Annotated in this window: 18 protein-coding genes and 1 tRNA gene; 3 read left to right on the forward strand and 16 right to left on the reverse strand. The window is 73.8% G+C overall.

What is annotated here, in order from left to right:
* Positions 1–20: 20 nt before the first annotated feature.
* The 6 genes from yajC to pdxT form a co-directional block, all read right to left on the reverse strand.
* Entirely contained in the window at positions 21–392 is a 372-nt protein-coding gene (gene yajC / locus GXB85_RS08035; protein ID WP_161917127.1) for a preprotein translocase subunit YajC, read from the reverse strand.
* A gap of 100 nt (positions 393–492) precedes the next feature.
* Entirely contained in the window at positions 493–1,548 is a 1,056-nt protein-coding gene (gene ruvB / locus GXB85_RS08040) for a Holliday junction branch migration DNA helicase RuvB (protein ID WP_161917128.1), read from the reverse strand.
* Entirely contained in the window at positions 1,541–2,149 is a 609-nt protein-coding gene (gene ruvA, locus GXB85_RS18150; RefSeq protein WP_161917129.1) for a Holliday junction branch migration protein RuvA, read from the reverse strand. Before ruvA ends, ruvB begins: the two co-directional genes overlap by 8 nt.
* A 53-nt stretch (positions 2,150–2,202) precedes the next feature.
* Positions 2,203–2,781 carry a crossover junction endodeoxyribonuclease RuvC gene (gene ruvC / locus GXB85_RS08050; RefSeq protein ID WP_161917130.1) on the reverse strand — a complete coding sequence of 193 codons (579 nt, stop codon included), beginning with the start codon at positions 2,779–2,781 and terminating at the stop codon, positions 2,203–2,205.
* A gap of 75 nt (positions 2,782–2,856) precedes the next feature.
* Positions 2,857–3,618 (reverse strand): YebC/PmpR family DNA-binding transcriptional regulator, encoded by a 762-nt coding sequence (locus tag GXB85_RS08055; RefSeq protein WP_161917131.1) that lies wholly within the window; start codon positions 3,616–3,618, stop codon positions 2,857–2,859.
* Positions 3,619–3,630: 12 nt separating this feature from the next.
* Positions 3,631–4,254 (reverse strand): pyridoxal 5'-phosphate synthase glutaminase subunit PdxT, encoded by a 624-nt coding sequence (gene pdxT / locus GXB85_RS08060; protein WP_161917132.1) that lies wholly within the window; start codon positions 4,252–4,254, stop codon positions 3,631–3,633.
* Positions 4,255–4,303: 49 nt separating this feature from the next.
* Here pdxT and GXB85_RS08065 point away from each other — a divergent pair, with 49 nt between their 5' ends.
* Both GXB85_RS08065 and kynU read left to right on the forward strand, forming a co-directional pair.
* On the forward strand, positions 4,304–4,987 hold the full coding sequence (locus GXB85_RS08065; RefSeq protein WP_161917133.1) for a hypothetical protein: 684 nt from the start codon (positions 4,304–4,306) through the stop codon (positions 4,985–4,987).
* Positions 4,984–6,222, forward strand: a complete 1,239-nt coding sequence (gene kynU, locus GXB85_RS08070; RefSeq protein WP_161917134.1) for a kynureninase — start codon at positions 4,984–4,986, stop codon at positions 6,220–6,222. Before GXB85_RS08065 ends, kynU begins: the two co-directional genes overlap by 4 nt.
* A 20-nt stretch (positions 6,223–6,242) precedes the next feature.
* On the opposite strand, the gene GXB85_RS08075 is transcribed toward kynU, so the two are convergent.
* The 10 genes from GXB85_RS08075 to GXB85_RS08120 all read right to left on the reverse strand — a co-directional run bounded on the left by GXB85_RS08075 (position 6,243) and on the right by GXB85_RS08120 (position 15,318).
* Positions 6,243–6,866 carry an NUDIX hydrolase gene (locus GXB85_RS08075; protein WP_370524096.1) on the reverse strand — a complete coding sequence of 208 codons (624 nt, stop codon included), beginning with the start codon at positions 6,864–6,866 and terminating at the stop codon, positions 6,243–6,245.
* Complete coding sequence (gene pdxS, locus GXB85_RS08080; RefSeq protein ID WP_161917135.1) at positions 6,863–7,765, reverse strand: pyridoxal 5'-phosphate synthase lyase subunit PdxS; 903 nt, start codon at positions 7,763–7,765, stop codon at positions 6,863–6,865. The genes GXB85_RS08075 and pdxS overlap by 4 nt, the downstream gene beginning before the upstream one ends.
* 107 nt (positions 7,766–7,872) lie before the next feature.
* On the reverse strand, positions 7,873–8,973 hold the full coding sequence (locus GXB85_RS08085; RefSeq protein ID WP_161917136.1) for a PrsW family intramembrane metalloprotease: 1,101 nt from the start codon (positions 8,971–8,973) through the stop codon (positions 7,873–7,875).
* Between the two features lie 65 nt (positions 8,974–9,038).
* Positions 9,039–9,662, reverse strand: a complete 624-nt coding sequence (locus GXB85_RS08090) for a hypothetical protein (RefSeq protein ID WP_161917137.1) — start codon at positions 9,660–9,662, stop codon at positions 9,039–9,041.
* The gene (locus tag GXB85_RS08095; RefSeq protein WP_161917138.1) at positions 9,659–10,843 is read right to left on the reverse strand and encodes a glycosyltransferase family 4 protein; all 1,185 of its coding nucleotides are present in this window, start codon (positions 10,841–10,843) and stop codon (positions 9,659–9,661) included. Before GXB85_RS08095 ends, GXB85_RS08090 begins: the two co-directional genes overlap by 4 nt.
* The gene (locus GXB85_RS08100; protein ID WP_161917139.1) at positions 10,840–11,826 is read right to left on the reverse strand and encodes a phosphatidylinositol mannoside acyltransferase; all 987 of its coding nucleotides are present in this window, start codon (positions 11,824–11,826) and stop codon (positions 10,840–10,842) included. Before GXB85_RS08100 ends, GXB85_RS08095 begins: the two co-directional genes overlap by 4 nt.
* Positions 11,823–12,458: a phosphatidylinositol phosphate synthase gene (gene pgsA / locus GXB85_RS08105; protein ID WP_161917140.1), complete on the reverse strand. Its 636-nt coding sequence runs from the start codon at positions 12,456–12,458 to the stop codon at positions 11,823–11,825. Before pgsA ends, GXB85_RS08100 begins: the two co-directional genes overlap by 4 nt.
* A 4-nt stretch (positions 12,459–12,462) precedes the next feature.
* Complete coding sequence (locus tag GXB85_RS08110) at positions 12,463–13,008, reverse strand: HIT domain-containing protein (protein WP_161917141.1); 546 nt, start codon at positions 13,006–13,008, stop codon at positions 12,463–12,465.
* Entirely contained in the window at positions 13,008–15,008 is a 2,001-nt protein-coding gene (gene thrS / locus GXB85_RS08115) for a threonine--tRNA ligase (protein ID WP_161917142.1), read from the reverse strand. The genes GXB85_RS08110 and thrS overlap by 1 nt, the downstream gene beginning before the upstream one ends.
* 238 nt (positions 15,009–15,246) lie before the next feature.
* Positions 15,247–15,318, reverse strand: a tRNA-Val gene (locus GXB85_RS08120).
* Between the two features lie 232 nt (positions 15,319–15,550).
* Between GXB85_RS08120 and GXB85_RS08125 the strand changes: the two genes are divergently transcribed.
* Positions 15,551–15,979, forward strand: a complete 429-nt coding sequence (locus GXB85_RS08125; RefSeq protein WP_161917143.1) for an SsgA family sporulation/cell division regulator — start codon at positions 15,551–15,553, stop codon at positions 15,977–15,979.
* Positions 15,980–15,995: the final 16 nt, after the last annotated feature.

Genomic DNA, 15,995 nt, shown 5'->3' on the forward strand with positions numbered 1-15,995 from the left:
CCGTCGGGCGCCCGTGTGCGTCAGCGGCGCTCGTCGTCCTCGGGGCGCGTGAGGCCGGAGGCGTCGTCCGGGACCTCGACGTCGTCGACGTCGTCGTCCTCGAGGTCCTCGTCCTCGACGTCCTCGTCGTCCTCGTCGACCGGCGGCTCGACGAGCTTCGCGATCGCCGGCCGCAGCCAGCGGCTCGTGACGCCCGGGGCGGTCTCGAGGGTGATGACCTCGTCGTCGACCGCGAGGATCGTGCCGAACATGCCCGAGCCGGTCATGACCTCCTGACCGGGCGCGAGGTTCTCGCGGAAGGCCGCGGCCTCCTTCTGCTGCTTTCGGGTGCGGCTCGACATCCAGAAGAGCGCCACGATGCCGAGCAGCATCACGAGGAGGATCGGGTCCATCGGAAGTCTCACGTCCTATCGGGGTTGCGACCGCGCGAAGTCTAGGGGACCCGCGTCCTGCTGCCCTAACGCCGCGGCGCGTGCCGCGGTTCCCCGCGACTCAGCCGAACAGCGTGTCCGCGCCGCCGGGCACGGGCGCCTCGAGGCCCAGGTGCTCCCACGTGCGCGGCGTCGCCACGCGACCTCGCGGTGTCCGACCGAGCAGGCCCTCGCGCACCAGGAACGGCTCGGCGACCGTCTCGACCGTCTCGGCCTCCTCCCCCACCGCGACCGCCAGCGTCGCGAGCCCCACCGGACCGCCGCCGAAGCGGGTGCACAACGCCCGGAGCACAGCGCGGTCGAGCCGGTCGAGTCCCAGCGCGTCGACCTCGTAGACCTCGAGGGCGGCACGTGCCGCCCGGCGGTCCAGGGTGCCGTCGCCGCGCACCTGCGCCCAGTCGCGCACGCGTCGCAGCAGCCGGTTCGCGATGCGCGGGGTCCCCCGCGACCGACGCGCGATCTCCGCAGCGGCGTCGGCGTGCAGCTCGACCTCGAGCAGACCCGCCGAGCGCGCGAGCACGCGCTCGAGCTCGTCGTCCGCGTAGAAGTCGAGGTGACCCGTGAACCCGAACCGGTCGCGCAACGGCGCAGGCAGCAGGCCGGCACGCGTCGTCGCGCCCACGACGGTGAAGGGAGGCAACGAGAGACCGATCGCGTTCGCACCTGCACCCTTGCCCACGACGACGTCGACCCGGAAGTCCTCCATCGCGACGTACAGGAGCTCCTCGGCGGGCCGGGCGAGACGGTGGATCTCGTCGATGAAGAGCACCTCACCCTCCTCGAGGGACGAGAGCACGGCAGCGAGGTCCCCCGCGTGCTGGATCGCGGGGCCCGAGGTGACGCGCACCGACGCGCCGAGCTCGGCCGCGATGATCATCGCGAGCGTCGTCTTGCCGAGCCCCGGGGGGCCCGACAGCAGCACGTGGTCGGGCGCACGCCCGCGGCCGAGGGCCGCGTGCAGCACGAGCTCGAGCTGCTCGCGCACCACGCGCTGACCGACGAACTCGGCCAGCCTTCGCGGCCTGAGGGCGGCCTCGGCCGCGCGCTCGAGGTCCTCCGCCCCAGGGGCCACCACGCGCTCGGTCACGACGTCCTCGTGTGCGTCGTCCTCAGCCACGGCCACCTCCCAGCACCCGCAGAGCGCCGCGGAGCACCGCCGCGACGTCCACCGCCTCGACCGCTCCCGCGTCCACGGGCACCACCTGCTCGACGGCGTCCTGCGCCGCGCGCTGGTTCCAGCCGAGGCCCACGAGTGCCTCGACCACCTCGCCGCGCCGGTCCGGGACGGCCGGGGCGACCGCCGCAGCCGTCGGGACAGGCGCACCCAGCCGGTCGCCCAGCTCGAGCACGATGCGCTGCGCGCCCTTGCGTCCGATCCCGGGCACGCGCTGGAGCGCCGCGAGGTCCTCGTCGAGCACCGCGCGGCGCAGACCGTCGGGCGTGTGCACCGCGAGCATCGCGAGGGCGAGGCGGGGACCGACGCCGCTGACGGTCTGCAACGTCTCGAACACGTCGCGCTCGTCGGCGTCCGCGAAGCCGTAGAGGGTGATCGACTCCTCGCGAACCACCAGGGAGGTCGCGAGATCGGCCTCGTGCCCCGTCCGCAGGCCGGCGAGAGTGGCCGGCGTCGCGTAGGCGAGCAGCCCCACGCCACCGACCTCGACCACCGCGGCGTCGAGCCGCACCTGCAGCACGCGGCCACGCAGCGACGCGATCATGCACCCTCCCGGTCCGAACACCTGTACGACGCCGTCACCGTAGCAGCGAGTCGTCAGCGCGCCGCCGAGCGGGCGCGGCGTGCCGAGGCCTCGGCTGCGGCCCAGGCGCGTTGTGCCGCCGTGCCCCGCGTCGCGGTGGTGCTCGCGGGCCCGCTCGCGGTGCCCGCGCGCCAGAGGTGGCAGATCCCGAGGGCGAGCGCATCGGCGGCGTCGGCCGGTCGTGGCAGGTCGGCCAGCCCGAGGATCCGGGCGACCATCTGCTGCACCTGCGCCTTGTCGGCGCGTCCGCTGCCCGTCACGGCGGCCTTGACCTCGCTCGGGGTGTGGAGCGCGACGGGGATGCCACGTCGCGCCGCGGCCGCCATGACCACGCCCGAGACCTGCGCCGTGCCCATCACCGTGCGCACGTTGTGCTGCGCGAACACGCGCTCGAGCGCGACGCCGTCGGGCCTGTGCTGGTCGAGCCACTCCTCGACGACCGTGCCGATCGCGTGGAGCCGCACCGCGACGTCGTCGTCGACCGCCGACCTCGCGACGCCGACCGCGACGAGACCGACGCGCCGCCCGGGCCGGGCGTCGACGACGCCGAGCCCGCAGCGGGTCAGACCGGGGTCGACTCCGAGCACGCGCACCGGACCAGTGTCACAGGCTCGCGGGGTCGCGGAGCGACGCCACACCGGCCCACGCGCCGCCGTCGCGGCAGGGCGTCAGTCCTCGGCGTCGAGCTCGGCCATGACCTCGTCGGACGCGTCGAAGTTCGCGAACACGTCCTGGACGTCGTCGCTGTCCTCGAGCGCCTCGATCAGCCGCAGGATCTTGCGTGCACCCTCGACGTCGACCTCGACCTGCGTCGCCGGGACGAACTGCGCCTCGGCCGAGTCGTAGTCGATGCCCGCGTCCTGGAGCGCGGTGCGCACGGCGACGACGTCCGTCGCCTCGCTCATGACCTCGAAAGCCTCGCCCAGGTCGTTGACCTCCTCGGCGCCGGCGTCGAGCACGGCAGCGAGCACGTCGTCCTCGGTGAGACCGTCCGTCTTCGGCACGATCACGACCCCGCGCCGCGAGAAGAGGTACGACACCGAGCCCGGGTCGGCCATGGTGCCGCCGTTGCGCGTGAACGCGACGCGCACGTCGGACGCGGCGCGGTTGCGGTTGTCGGTGAGGCACTCGACGAGCACCGCGATGCCGCCCGGTCCGTAGCCCTCGTACATGATCGTCTGGTAGTCCGCACCGCCGGCCTCGGCACCCGACCCGCGCTTGACGGCGCGGTCGATGTTGTCGTTCGGCACCGACGACTTCTTGGCCTTCTGGATCGCGTCGTACAGCGTCGGGTTCCCCGCGGGGTCACCGCCACCCACGCGGGCCGCGACCTCGATGTTCTTGATCAGCTTGGCGAAGAGCTTGCCGCGCCGCGCATCGATGACGGCCTTCTTGTGCTTGGTGGTGGCCCACTTGGAGTGACCTGACATACGTCGAACCCCTCAACCGCGGTCGGTGACGATCTGGACGAACAGGTGGTGCAGACGGTGGTCCCCGCTGATCTCGGGGTGGAAGGACGTCGCGAGGACGTCGCGCTGGCGCACCGCGACGATCCTACCGGCGGCCGGGCCCGTGCCGACCGTCGCCAGCACCCGGACGTCCGGCCCCGCCTGCTCGACCCAGGGCGCCCGGATGAAGACGGCGTGCACAGGGTCCTGCGCACTGTCCGGGACGCCGTCGACCACCAGGTCGGTCTCGAACGAGTCCACCTGGCGGCCGAACGCGTTGCGCCGCACGGTCACGTCGAGGCCGCCGAGCGTGCGCTGCCCGTGCGCCCCACCCTCGAGCCGGTCCGCGAGCAGGATCATCCCGGCGCACGACCCGAAGGCCGGGAGCCCGTCCCGCACCGCCGCCTGCAGCGGCTCGAAGAGCTCGAACACGCGCAGCAGCTTCTCGATCGTCGTCGACTCGCCGCCCGGCAGCACGATCCCGTCGACCGTCGCGAGCTCGGCGGCCCGACGCACGGGGACGGCCCGCGCCCCGGCGCTCTCGAGGGCGGACGCGTGCTCGCGGACGTCGCCCTGCAGGGCGAGGACGCCGATCGTGGGTGCGGGGGTGCTGGTCACGTCGCGCGATCCTACGTGCCGGGTCGCGTCGGAGCCCTATCGTCGGCACATGGCCTCGTCCTCCGTCCCACCACCGACCACAGCGCCGGGAGGTCCGCCCCCGCGCCGGAACCTGCGCGGCGCCCGGGCGCTCACCTTCGGCGGGGTCGCGGCGCTCGCACTCGCCGTCGTTGTCGGCGGCCTCGCCGTGGTCCTGGCCCTGCGCACGCTGCCGACCGACGTCCTCGACCGTCACGGCGACGACGGGGCGGGCGTGCTGGTCGCCGTCCCCGTCCCCGGCTCGGGGTCCGTCGAGCTCTCACCCGGCGACCACGCGGTCTACCTCGCACGCCCCGCAGGTGCCGGGGCCACGCCGAGCGCCCAGGACGCGCTCACCGTGACGGGGCCCGACGGCGAGCCCGTGCGACTGCGCTCCCCCGGCGTCTCGGGCGAGACGACGATGGGCGGCACCACGGCCTCGACGATCACGGGGTTCAGCGCGGACGTCGCAGGGACGTACACCGTCACTGCCGTCGCCGACGGGCTGCCGGACGACGCGCGCGTGCTGGTGGTGACCGACGCAGGCTTCGGGACCTTCTTCGGCGGGCTCGCCGGGACGATCGCGGGCGTCTTCACCGCGGTCGTCCTCGGCATCGTGGGCGTGACCCTCACGGTCACCGGCGGCGTGCTCTGGTACCTGAGGACGCGCCCCACCCGTCCGGCGGGTGCCGTCGGGCCCGGAGGTGCCGCGTGACGCCGGTCTCGGCGCTCGACGCGCAGGCGGCCGCGCTCGACCGGGAGCACGCCGCGACCGACCGGCGCGACCTGTTCCTCCTGCCCGACGACGTGGTCTACCTCGACGGCAACTCGCTCGGTGCCCTGCCCAGGCACGTGCCCGACGTCGTCGCGCGCGCCGTGCGTGAGGAGTGGGGCACCCAGCTGGTCCGCGCGTGGAACTCGCGCGACTGGTGGCGGGCCCCCGAGCGGATCGGGGACCACCTCGCGCCGGTGCTGGGTGCGTCGCCCGGCCAGGTGCTCGTGGGTGACTCGACCACCGTGCAGCTGCACCAGGCCCTCTCGGCGGCGCTCCGGCTCACGCCTGGGCGCGGCGTCGTGGTGACCGACCCGGGCGCGTTCCCGACCGACCTGTACGTGGTGGACGGCCTCACCGAGGCGCGCGGCCTCGAGCTCGTGCTCGCCCGTCCCGACGAGGTGCCGGCCGTGCTGGCTGCAAGGGGCACGGAGGTCGCCGTCGTCGTCCTCCAGCACGTGGACCACCGGACGGGTGCGCTCTGGGACCTGCCCGGGATCACGGAGGCCGCCCACCGCACGGGCGCGCTGGTGCTGTGGGACCTGAGCCACAGCGCAGGTGCGCTGCCCGTGGAGCTGGACGCGCACGGCGTCGACCTCGCCGTGGGGTGCGGCTACAAGTACCTGAACGGCGGGCCGGGTGCGCCCGCGTACGTCTACGTGGCCCGACGCCACCAGCCGGCGTACGTCCCGGACCTGCGGGGCTGGCACGGACATGCCGAGCCGTTCGCGATGTCGCCCACGTGGACGCCCGCCGCCGGTGTGGGCCGGGCCCGGCTGGGCTCGCCCCCGCTGCTGTCGATGCTCGCTCTCGAGGCCGCCCTCGACGTCCTCGACGCGCTGCCGGTGCCACGCGTGCGGGAGCGGTCGCTCTCCCTGACGAGGTTCCTGCGGACGTGCGTCGACCGGCTGGCACCCGGGCTCGAACCGCTCACGCCGGAGGCGGACGAGCACCGCGGCTCACAGGTCGCCTGGCGCCACCCCGCGGCGTGGGGCGTGGTGCACGCGCTCGCCGCGCGCGGCGTCATCGGCGACTTCCGCGAGCCCGACGTCGTGCGGCTCGGGGTCGCGGCCCCCTACCTCACGCACTCCGACATGCTCACCGCGGCGGCCCGACTCGCAGACGTCCTGGCGACGGGTGAGCACCTGACCGAACGCCCCCGTCCCCTGGTGACGTGAGGCCGTCGCCCGTCATCGCCTCACGGACGCTGGGCGGGCAGGGTCACGGTCACACCGTCCCACCGGACCTCCGGGTCGCCGGGACCTGCCGCTGGCCCACGGCCGCTCTCTGCGCCGACGAGGTCGGCAGCCAGGTCGGCGAGCCCCTCGGGGTAGACCTGCGTGGTGCACCGCGCGAGGTCGGGGATCGACCACCAGCGCACCTCGTCGACGGTGTCCTGCTCGATCACCGTCCAGGTCGAGCGGTCCACGCGCACCTCGTGCGCAGCCACGCGCGCGACGAAGAACTCCTCGTCCTGGCGGCAGTGCACACGCGCGAAGTCGAACACCGCCGAGCGCGTCCACACCGGGCCCACGAGGTGGGTGGGGTCGAGCCGGAGGCCGACCTCCTCCCACGCCTCGCGGACGGCCGCGGCGCGCGCATCCTCACCAGGGTCGATCCCCCCGCCCACGGTGAACCACCAGCTGCGCGTCGGCTCCCCCGCGTCGTGGGCGCGCAGGAGCAGCAGCCGGTCGTCGTCGTCGAGGACCACCACGCGTGCGCCTCGGCGGGCGTAGAGACCGTCCGGGCCACGGCGCCACCCGGCTCCGACGAGACCCTCGGCCTCGGGCCCCGCGGGTGCGTCGGGACGCGGAGCCGTCACCAGCCCCGCTCGGCGAGCCGGTGCGGCTCGGGGACGTCCTCGACGTTGATGCCCACCATGGCCTCACCCAGACCGCGCGAGACCTTCGCGATCACGTCGGCGTCGTCGTAGAAGGTGGTCGCCTTGACGATGGCTGCAGCCCGCTCGGCCGGGTTGCCCGACTTGAAGATGCCCGAGCCCACGAACACGCCCTCGGCACCGAGCTGCATCATCATCGCGGCGTCGGCGGGCGTCGCGATGCCGCCGGCGGTGAACAGCACGACCGGCAGCTTGCCGGTGCGCGCGACCTCGGCGACCAGCTCGTACGGCGCCTGGAGCTCCTTCGCGGCCACGAACAGCTCGTCCTCGGGCAGCGCGGTGAGGCGCCGGATCTCGTCGCGCAGCGTGCGCATGTGCGTGGTGGCGTTCGAGACGTCGCCCGTGCCGGCCTCACCCTTCGAGCGGATCATCGCGGCGCCCTCGGTGATCCGCCGCAGGGCCTCACCGAGATTGGTCGCCCCGCACACGAACGGGACGGTGAACGCCCACTTGTCGATGTGGTGCGCGTAGTCCGCGGGGGTGAGCACCTCGGACTCGTCGATGTAGTCGACACCGAGCGACTGCAGCACCTGGGCCTCGACGAAGTGGCCGATCCGCGCCTTGGCCATGACCGGGATCGAGACGGCCTCGATGATGCCGTCGATCAGGTCCGGGTCGCTCATCCGCGCGACGCCGCCCTGCGCACGGATGTCGGCCGGCACGCGCTCGAGCGCCATGACGGCGACGGCACCCGCGTCCTCCGCGATCTTGGCCTGCTCGGCGGTGACCACGTCCATGATCACGCCGCCCTTGAGCATCTCGGCCATGCCGCGCTTGACCTTGGCGGTTCCCGTGACGTTCTGCGTGCTCTCGCTGCTCACTTGAGTCCTTGGTTCTCGGGGGGTGGGCCGGACGACGCCGAGGCCGCCGGCCTGCACGGCCGCGCGGTGGAGGCGCCGCGCTTCATCGACACCGCGATCGCTCCATCCTAGACCGTGAGCGTCGCGCGCAGCCGCGTCCGGGCCTGCGCGAGCGCGGCCACCAGGGCGGGCTCGTCGCGCAGGGCGTCGAGGTCGCGCTGGAGGTGCACGCGGTGCGCCTGGAAGGCCAGCACCGTGGCGGCCCGCTGGTAGTCGCGCATCGCGCGGGCCGCGCGCGGGCCGCCGTTCGCGCGAGCCCAGGCCTGCGCGCGCCGCCTGTCCCCCAACGACGACAGGTGCGTCACCTCGGCCGGTCCGACGATCCCGCGGCGCGCGTACTCCCCGAGGCGGTCACGGACCACGCGTCCCTCGCGCGACCTGAGCCAGACCACGAGGCCGACGAGGGCGAGGAAGACCGGCACCTGCACGGTGACGTAGGCGGCCACGAACCCACCGGACGACGAGCGCACGGCCGTGGTGTTCCACAGCGCGTGCAGCCCGACCGCCGCGACCAGGCCCGTGGGCAGCGCCAGGAGCCAGGCCGTCGGCGACGGTGAGCGCGCCGCGATCCCGAGCGCGAGACCCACGCACGCAGTGAACATCACGTGCGCGAACGGTGAGACGACCGCCCGGAGCACGAAGACCGTCGCGACGGCCGCACCCGAGTCCTCGAGGCCCATCGAACCCGAGATGGCAGCCCCGAAGTAGAGGATGTTCTCGACGAACGCGAACCCGGCCGCGACCGTGGCGCCGTAGACGAGGCCGTCGACCGGACCGTCGAACGACCGGCGCCAGGCCAGGAGCACCACGAGCACGCCGAGCGCCTTGACGACCTCCTCGATCACCGGGGCCACCACCGTGGCGCCGACCGCGGACGCCTCGCCCAGGCCCGTCCCGAGCGCCACGAGCACCTCGACGGCCCCGGTGTTGACCACGAGCGCCACGAGCACGCTCACCGAGGCCCCCCACCCGAACGCAACCGCGAGGGCGGGCAGCGGCTCGGGCTCCCAGCGGTCCACCCAGGCGATCGTCGCGAGCACGACGGCGAGCGGGACCAGGGCGAGCAGCGCCGCGAGCGGCACGGCGGTCGGGCCGACCGACGTCGCGACGACCGCCACGGCGACGAGGCCGAGCACGCCGAGCACGGCGGCCGCGACGACGGCGCCCACGCCCGGCACCCCGCGGCGAGGGGGCGGCCAGGTCGACGGCTGCGCCGGTGCTGGTGCGGGGCCGCTCACCCGACCTGGCCCGGTCGCGTCAGCCAGTCCGGCCAGCCGTCGTCGATCTCGACCGTGTGCGGCACGGGCGCGTGGCCGTGCAGCCGCAGGAGGCGCACGGCGGGCTTGCGCCGCACGCGCTGGGTCTGCGCGACGGCCTCGTTGTGGAACCTGCGCGAGAGCTGGACGCGGTACCAGGTGGCCGCGAGGGCAGCGAGCAGCTCGTGGCCCAGCGGGCTCGCGCTCAGCTCGGCCACCTCGTCGCGGTCGTCGAGCGCGATCCGCAGGGTGCGGGAGAGCTCGCTCTCGGCGGCCTCACGGTCGTCAGGGCCCGCGACGTGGTGCGCGGTACCGGCGAGGGCCTCGGCGAGCTCGCGCGGCGTCTCCTCCGTGACCTCACGCGCCCCGAGGGCCGTCCACGCCGCCTCGCCGACGAGCACGGTGCTCGCGGGGTCGAGCAGACCCGAGCCGGCGAGCTCGGCGGCGACAGAAGCCCGGCGCACCAGCTGGTTCTCGAGGGCCGAGCGCGACGAGGCGACCTTGCGGTGCAGGCGGTCGAGCCGGCTCGCCGCGACCCACACCCACCACACGGCGAGCACGAGCGCAGCGCCGACGACGACCGCGACCTCCGACCAGCTCATCTGGCACCCCGCAGACGCCTGCGCGTGGTCGACGGGTCCTCCGCGACCGGTCCGGGAGCGGCCGCGAGGGCCAGCTCGTAGACGGTGAGCACCTGCTCCGTCACGCTCGACCAGTCGTACCGCCGCACGACGTCGGCGGCGTGCGCGCGGACGCGCGCGCACTCCTCGGGGTCACCCAGCACCCGCACGAGCGTGCGTGCGAGGTCCTGCGGGTCGCCCGTGCGGAAGAGGACACCCGCCGTGCCCTCGTCGAGCACCCGACGGAAGGCCCCGAGGTCGCTCGCGACCACGGTGGTGCCCGCACTCATGGCCTCGACCAGCACGATGCCGAAGCTCTCGCCACCCGTCTGGGGCCCCACGTAGACGTCCACCGAGCGCAGCAGCCGGGCCTTGTCCTCGTCGCTGATCCCGCCGAGGAACTCGACCGCGGCCGCCCGCTCACCGAGGGCAGCCCGGGCCTGCGACTCCCCGGTCTCGCCCCGGCCCGCGACCAGGAACCTGGCCCCCGGGTACGCGTCGAGCACGGTCGCGACCGCGCCGATGAGCACGGGCAGGCCCTTGCGGGACTCGTCGAGACGACCGAGGAACGCGATGGTGGGCGCGTCGGGCGTCCCGGTCCAGCGCGGATCTCGCTCGGCCCGGGCGAACTGGTCGACGTAGACCCCGTTCGGGATGACGACGGCGTCACCGCCCGCGTGCTCGACGAGGGTGCGCCGCGCGTCCTCCGACACGGCGATCCGCGCGGCGATCTTCTCGAGGCTCGGGCGCACGACCGGGTGCGCGACCTGGAGCGCGCGCGACCGCAGCAGAGCCGTGTGGAACGTCGCGACGATCGGTCCCTGGGCGATCCAGAGCGCGAGCATCCCGAGGCTCGGGGTCACGGGCTCGTGCAGGTGGAGGATGTCGAAGTCGCCCGCGGCGAGCCACCGTCGCACCCGCGCGGCGCTCAGCGGTCCGAACGTCATGCGTGCGACCGCACCGTTGTAGCGCACGGCGATGGATCGTCCCGCCGTCGTCATGTAGTCCGGGACGGGGGTGTCGTCGTCGGCCGGTGCGAGCACGGACACCGTGTGCCCGCGCGCCATGAGCGCCTCGGCGAGGTCCCGCACGTGGAACTGCACGCCGCCGGGGACGTCGAACGAGTACGGGCAGACGATGCCCACCCGAAGCCCGCGGCTCACGGGACCGTCCCCGTGGGAGCGGGGTCGTCCGTGGGACGGCTCGCCCTGAGGGGGTCGCGAGCCGGGTCGAGGTCGGCCACGAAGACGCGCTGGAGCATGTGCCAGTGCGTCGGGTCCTCCGCGATGTCGTGCCCGAGCGCGTCGACCCACGCCTGGGTCAGCGCCCGGACCCTGTCGCCCCGGGGCACGTCGTCGGCCACGGTCACCGGCGGGTGGAACCGCAGCACGATCCCCCACCGTGCGCCCGCTGCTCGTCGACGCGCGCCGCGCAGCCGCTCGTGCCGGATCGTCGTCGGCACGAGCGCCGCGCCGGTCGTGACGGCGAGAGCCGCAGGGCCCGCGGCCACCCGCGCGCGCTCGCCGAGGAGGTCCACCTCGACCCCTCGCGCCGTGAGGTCGCGATCGGCCAGGAGCGGGACCAGCGCATGACCCGCACGCACCACGCGGACCAGGTCGCGGAACACGTCGCTGCCCCGGTCGAGCGGCAGGATCCGCAGGCCGATGCCCTCGCGCAGCCGGACGAACTCGTCGAACACCTCGGCCGGCTCGAGGCGCTCGGCGACGGTCGTGACGGGCGCGAGGCGACGCGTCGCCCAGGCTCCGGCGAGGTCCCAGTTGCCCTGGTGCGCGAGCGCGAGCACCACCGCCTCCCCCGCGTCCGTGCGGGCGAGCACGTGCTCGAGGCCCTCGACGCGCACGCGGGCGTCGACCTGCGCGGCGCTGAGCCGGCCGAGCGTGAACGCCTCGCCGTAGTAGCGCAGGTAGGTGCGCATCCCGACCCTCGCCAGGCGGCGCAGCTCGCGGGGCGCCACGTCGGGGCGCGCGCGCCGCAGGTTCGCCTCGAGACGCCGCACGCCGCCACCGCGACGCAGCCACGCGGCATCCGCCGCGACGAGCATCGCGGCGCGGACGGCGTCCTCCGGCAGACGCGCGGCGAGCCGCCAGCCCCCGAGGAACACCCGGGCGCCCAGGGATGCGCTCATGCCGTGGGTCCCTCCACACTCCCCTGCGTGTGCGCGACGACCTGCCGACGCACCGCGGCCATGCGCTGGACGACGGTGACGAGGCTCGCGACGGCGAGCAGGCCGAGCACGACGGTGAGCACCGTCGTCGGCAGCCCGATCCCGACGAGCGCCGCGGCCACGAGGACGAGGGCGAGCCGGTCGGCGCGCTCGGCGATGCCGACGCTCGCCGTCATGCCGAGCCCCTCGGCACGCGCGCGGGCGTAGGGCACGATCGACCCGAGCACGAGGCACGCGAGCGCGAGGACCGCACCGACGTCGTCCGCGCCGCGCCCGGCGAGCCAGAGCAGGAGACCCGTGAACACGGCCGCGTCGCCGAAGCGGTCGAGGGTCGAGTCGAGGAACGCACCCCAGGGCCCGCTCCGCCCCGACCGCCGAGCCATGAGCCCGTCGACGAGGTCGCTCAGCACGAAGACGGCGATCACGAGGGTCCCTGTCAGCAGATGGCCCGTCGGGTACGCCCAGAGCGCGGTCACGACGACGCCGAGAGTGCCGACGACGGTCACCACGTCCGGCGAGACGCCGGCGCGCAGCAGGGCGTCGGCGACGGGCCCGAAGACACGTCCCGCTCCGACGCGCAGGTGGCTCAGCACGGCCTCACCCCCGCGGCCAGGCGTCGGCGAGACGCTGCCGTGTGTCACCGAGCAGCTCGGGAAGGGCCTTGGTGCGACCCACGACCGGGAGGAAGTTCGCGTCCCCGGCCCACCGGGGCACGACGTGCTGGTGCAGGTGCGCGGCGATGCCGGCGCCCGCGACCTCGCCCTGGTTCATGCCCAGGTTGAACCCCTGGGCGCCGAGCACCTCGCGTGCGACCGTCATCGCGGTGCGGGTGAGCGCCGCGACCTCGGCGACCTCGGCCTCGTCGAGCTCGGTGTAGTCGGCCACGTGCCGGTACGGCAGCACCATGGTGTGCCCCGAGTTGTACGGGTAGAGGTTGAGCACGACGAACGCCGCCTCTCCGCGCGCGACCACCAGCCCGTCCTCGTCGCTCGCCCCCTGGGCACGGCAGAAGGGACACTCGGCGGCGCCGGGGCCGCTCGGCTTGTCCTGTCCGCCGAGGTACACCATGCGGTGCGGCGTCCACAGGCGCTGCAGCCCGTCGGGGTCCCCCGGCAGGCCGCCGGGCTCGAGCACGTCCGTCATCAGACCTGCACCCGGTCGCGGACCGCCGTGACCACGCGCGCGACCGCCTCGTCGACGGGCACGCCGTTCTCCTGACGGCCGTCGCGGTACCGGAAGGAGACGGCTCCGGCCTCGACGTCGTCGGCGCCCGCGATCAGCACGAACGGCACCTTCTGGGTGCTCGCGTTGCGGATCTTCTTGCCGAACCTGTCGTCCGAGAGGTCGAGCTCGGCACGGACGCCCTCGCGACGCAGACGATCGACCACGGCGGCGAGGTGGTCGTTGAACGGCTCGGCGACGGGGATGCCGAGCACCTGCACGGGCGCGAGCCACGCCGGGAACGCACCCGCGTAGTGCTCGAGCAGGATCGCGAAGAAGCGCTCGATCGAGCCGAACAGGGCGCGGTGGATCATCACGGGCCGCTGACGCGACCCGTCGGGCGCGGTGTACTCGAGCTCGAAGAGCTCGGGCTCGAAGAAGTCGAGCTGGATCGTCGACAGCTGCCAGGTGCGGCCGATCGCGTCGGTCGCCTGGACCGAGATCTTGGGCCCGTAGAAGGCCGCGCCGCCCGGGTCGTCCACGAGGTCGAGGCCCGAGGCCGTCGCGACCTCGCGCAGCGTCTCGGTGGCCTCGGCCCACGTCGCGTCGTCGCCCACGGACTTCTCAGGGTCACGCGTCGAGAGCTCGAGGTAGAAGTCGCTCAGCCCGTAGTCGCGCAGGAGCTCGAGCACGAAGTCGAGGAGCGAGCCCAGCTCGGTGCGCATCTGCTCGCGCGTGCAGTAGATGTGCGCGTCGTCCTGCGTGAAGCCGCGCGCCCGGGTGAGCCCGTGGACGACGCCCGACTTCTCGTAGCGGTAGACCGTGCCGAACTCGAACAAGCGCAGCGGGAGCTCGCGGTACGAACGACCGCGGCCCGAGAACACGAGGTTGTGCATCGGGCAGTTCATGGGCTTGAGGTAGTAGTCCTGGCCCGGCTTGCGCACCGCACCGTCGTCGTCGAGCTCCTCGTCCAGGCGCATCGGCGGGTACATGCCGTCGGCGTACCAGTCGAGGTGTCGGGACGTCTCGAACAGGCGCGCCTTGGTGATGTGCGGGGTGTTGACGAACGAGTAGCCCGCCTCGACGTGCCGTCGCCGCGAGTACTCCTCCATCTCCATGCGGATGATCCCGCCCCGGGGATGGAACACGGCGAGCCCCGAGCCGATCTCGTCGGGGAACGAGAAGAGGTCGAGCTCCGCGCCGAGCCGGCGGTGGTCGCGGCGCTCGGCCTCGGCGAGCCGCTCGAGGTGCGCGCGCAGCTCGTCCTTGGTGGGCCAGGCGGTGCCGTAGACCCGCTGCAGCTGGGGGTTCTTCTCGCTGCCGCGCCAGTAGGCGGCCGCGGAACGCATGAGCTGGAAGCCGTTGGCCAGGACACGCGTCGTGGGCACGTGCGGGCCCCGGCACAGGTCCTGCCACGCGACCGAGCCGTCGCGTCGGACGTTCTGGTAGATGCTGAGCCCGCCGAGCCCCACCTCGACCGAGGCGCCCTCGGCCACGCCGCCGGCGTTCCCCTTGAGGCCGATCAGCTCGAGCTTGTAGGGCTCGTCCGCGAGCTCCGCACGCGCCTCGGCCTCCGACACGTCCCACCGACGGAAGGTCTGGCCCTCCTTGACGATGCGCTGCATCTGCTTCTCGAGCGCCTTGAGGTCCTCGGGGGTGAACGGCGTGTCGACGTCGAAGTCGTAGTAGAAGCCGTCCGTGATCGGCGGACCGATGCCGAGCCGCGCCTGCGGGTGCAGCTGCTGCACCGCCTGGGCCAGGACGTGCGCGGCGGAGTGCCGGAGCACGGCGAGACCGTCGGGCGAGTCGATCGTCACGGCCTCGACCGCAGCGCCGTCCGTCAGCGGCGAGGCGAGGTCGCGCAGCTCACCGTCGACACGCATGACGACGACCTCGCGCCGTCCGCCGAAGAGGTCCGTCCCGGTGGTGCCGGCGTCGACCTCTCGCGGGTCGCCGTCGACGGTCAGGCTGAGCTGTGGCACCGGTGATCTCCTCGGGTTGCGTCGGTGCACCGATGCTACCGAGGCCCCGCCGTCCCGAGAGCCGGGACGGGACCCCGCGCGGCGCTGCGCCGAACGGGTGAATCCGCGGCCGCGATGTCACGGGACCAAGGGCCCATGCCTCTTCATCGGTGAGGCCTGACCTGTGGAGTCATATGACGTCATCACGAGCGTGACCAGCAAGGACGCCCGTTTGGCGGATGCGGACGAAGCGGACGGGTGGGCGATACTGGGTTCGAACCAGTGACCTCCTCGGTGTGAACGAGGCGCTCTACCACTGAGCCAATCGCCCTCACGCCGCGGACCACCGGTCCGGACGACGCGGGAGTGATGCTAGTAGATCCGCAGCGGTTTGCCGAACCTGGCGTTCGGTGGGCGTGGCGGAGCAGGATGTGGCGGCACCCGACGGGCCCTGCCCCGAGGTCGCTGCCGGGCACCGGTGGTCACGAGCACCGGAAGCACGAGGGAAAGACCCGCACGGCACCACAGGGGTGGCGGCGGCGGACACGACGAGAGGGGTGGCGATGCCGGAACCCGTGCGGGACGCCTGCGAGGTCGTCGCGATGCACCTGGTCCTCTCGGACGCGAGCGTGCTTCCCATCACTGCCGAGCTGTCGTTCGAGGCCGACGACCCGTACACGGTGCGCGTCGCCTTCACGGGCGCGCACTCGACCTCGACCTGGCTCATCGGCCGCGAGCTGTTCGCCCACGGCCTCCTCGCCGACACCGCGGCCCCCGCGGGCACCGGCGACGTGCGCATCTGGCGCGACGAGGACCCCGCCTACCTGCTGATCGCGCTGAGCGGGGTCGAGGGGGACGCGCTGCTCGCGGGCCCGATCGAGCCCTTCGAGCGGTTCGTGGCCGCGACGGTGGCCCTCGTCCCCTTCGGCTCCGAGTCCCCGCACATGGAGGGCGAGATCTCGCGCCTCATCGTGACCCTGCTGGACGCCTGAGCCCGGGCACGCGTCT

Source organism: Cellulomonas sp. APG4 (assembly GCF_009996735.1).
Lineage (GTDB): Bacteria > Actinomycetota > Actinomycetes > Actinomycetales > Cellulomonadaceae > Actinotalea.

Excerpts from the sequence above, each read along its gene's own strand:
- yajC (WP_161917127.1), bottom strand. The coding sequence starts at position 392 with ATGGACCCGATCCTCCTCGTGATGCTGCTCGGCATCGTGGCGCTCTTC.
- ruvA (WP_161917129.1), bottom strand. The coding sequence starts at position 2,149 with ATGATCGCGTCGCTGCGTGGCCGCGTGCTGCAGGTGCGGCTCGACGCC.
- GXB85_RS08055 (WP_161917131.1), bottom strand. The coding sequence starts at position 3,618 with ATGTCAGGTCACTCCAAGTGGGCCACCACCAAGCACAAGAAGGCCGTC.
- GXB85_RS08065 (WP_161917133.1), top strand. The coding sequence starts at position 4,304 with ATGGCCTCGTCCTCCGTCCCACCACCGACCACAGCGCCGGGAGGTCCG.
- GXB85_RS08090 (WP_161917137.1), bottom strand. The coding sequence starts at position 9,662 with ATGAGCTGGTCGGAGGTCGCGGTCGTCGTCGGCGCTGCGCTCGTGCTC.
- GXB85_RS08100 (WP_161917139.1), bottom strand. The coding sequence starts at position 11,826 with ATGAGCGCATCCCTGGGCGCCCGGGTGTTCCTCGGGGGCTGGCGGCTC.
- GXB85_RS08110 (WP_161917141.1), bottom strand. The coding sequence starts at position 13,008 with ATGACGGACGTGCTCGAGCCCGGCGGCCTGCCGGGGGACCCCGACGGG.
- GXB85_RS08125 (WP_161917143.1), top strand. The coding sequence starts at position 15,551 with ATGCCGGAACCCGTGCGGGACGCCTGCGAGGTCGTCGCGATGCACCTG.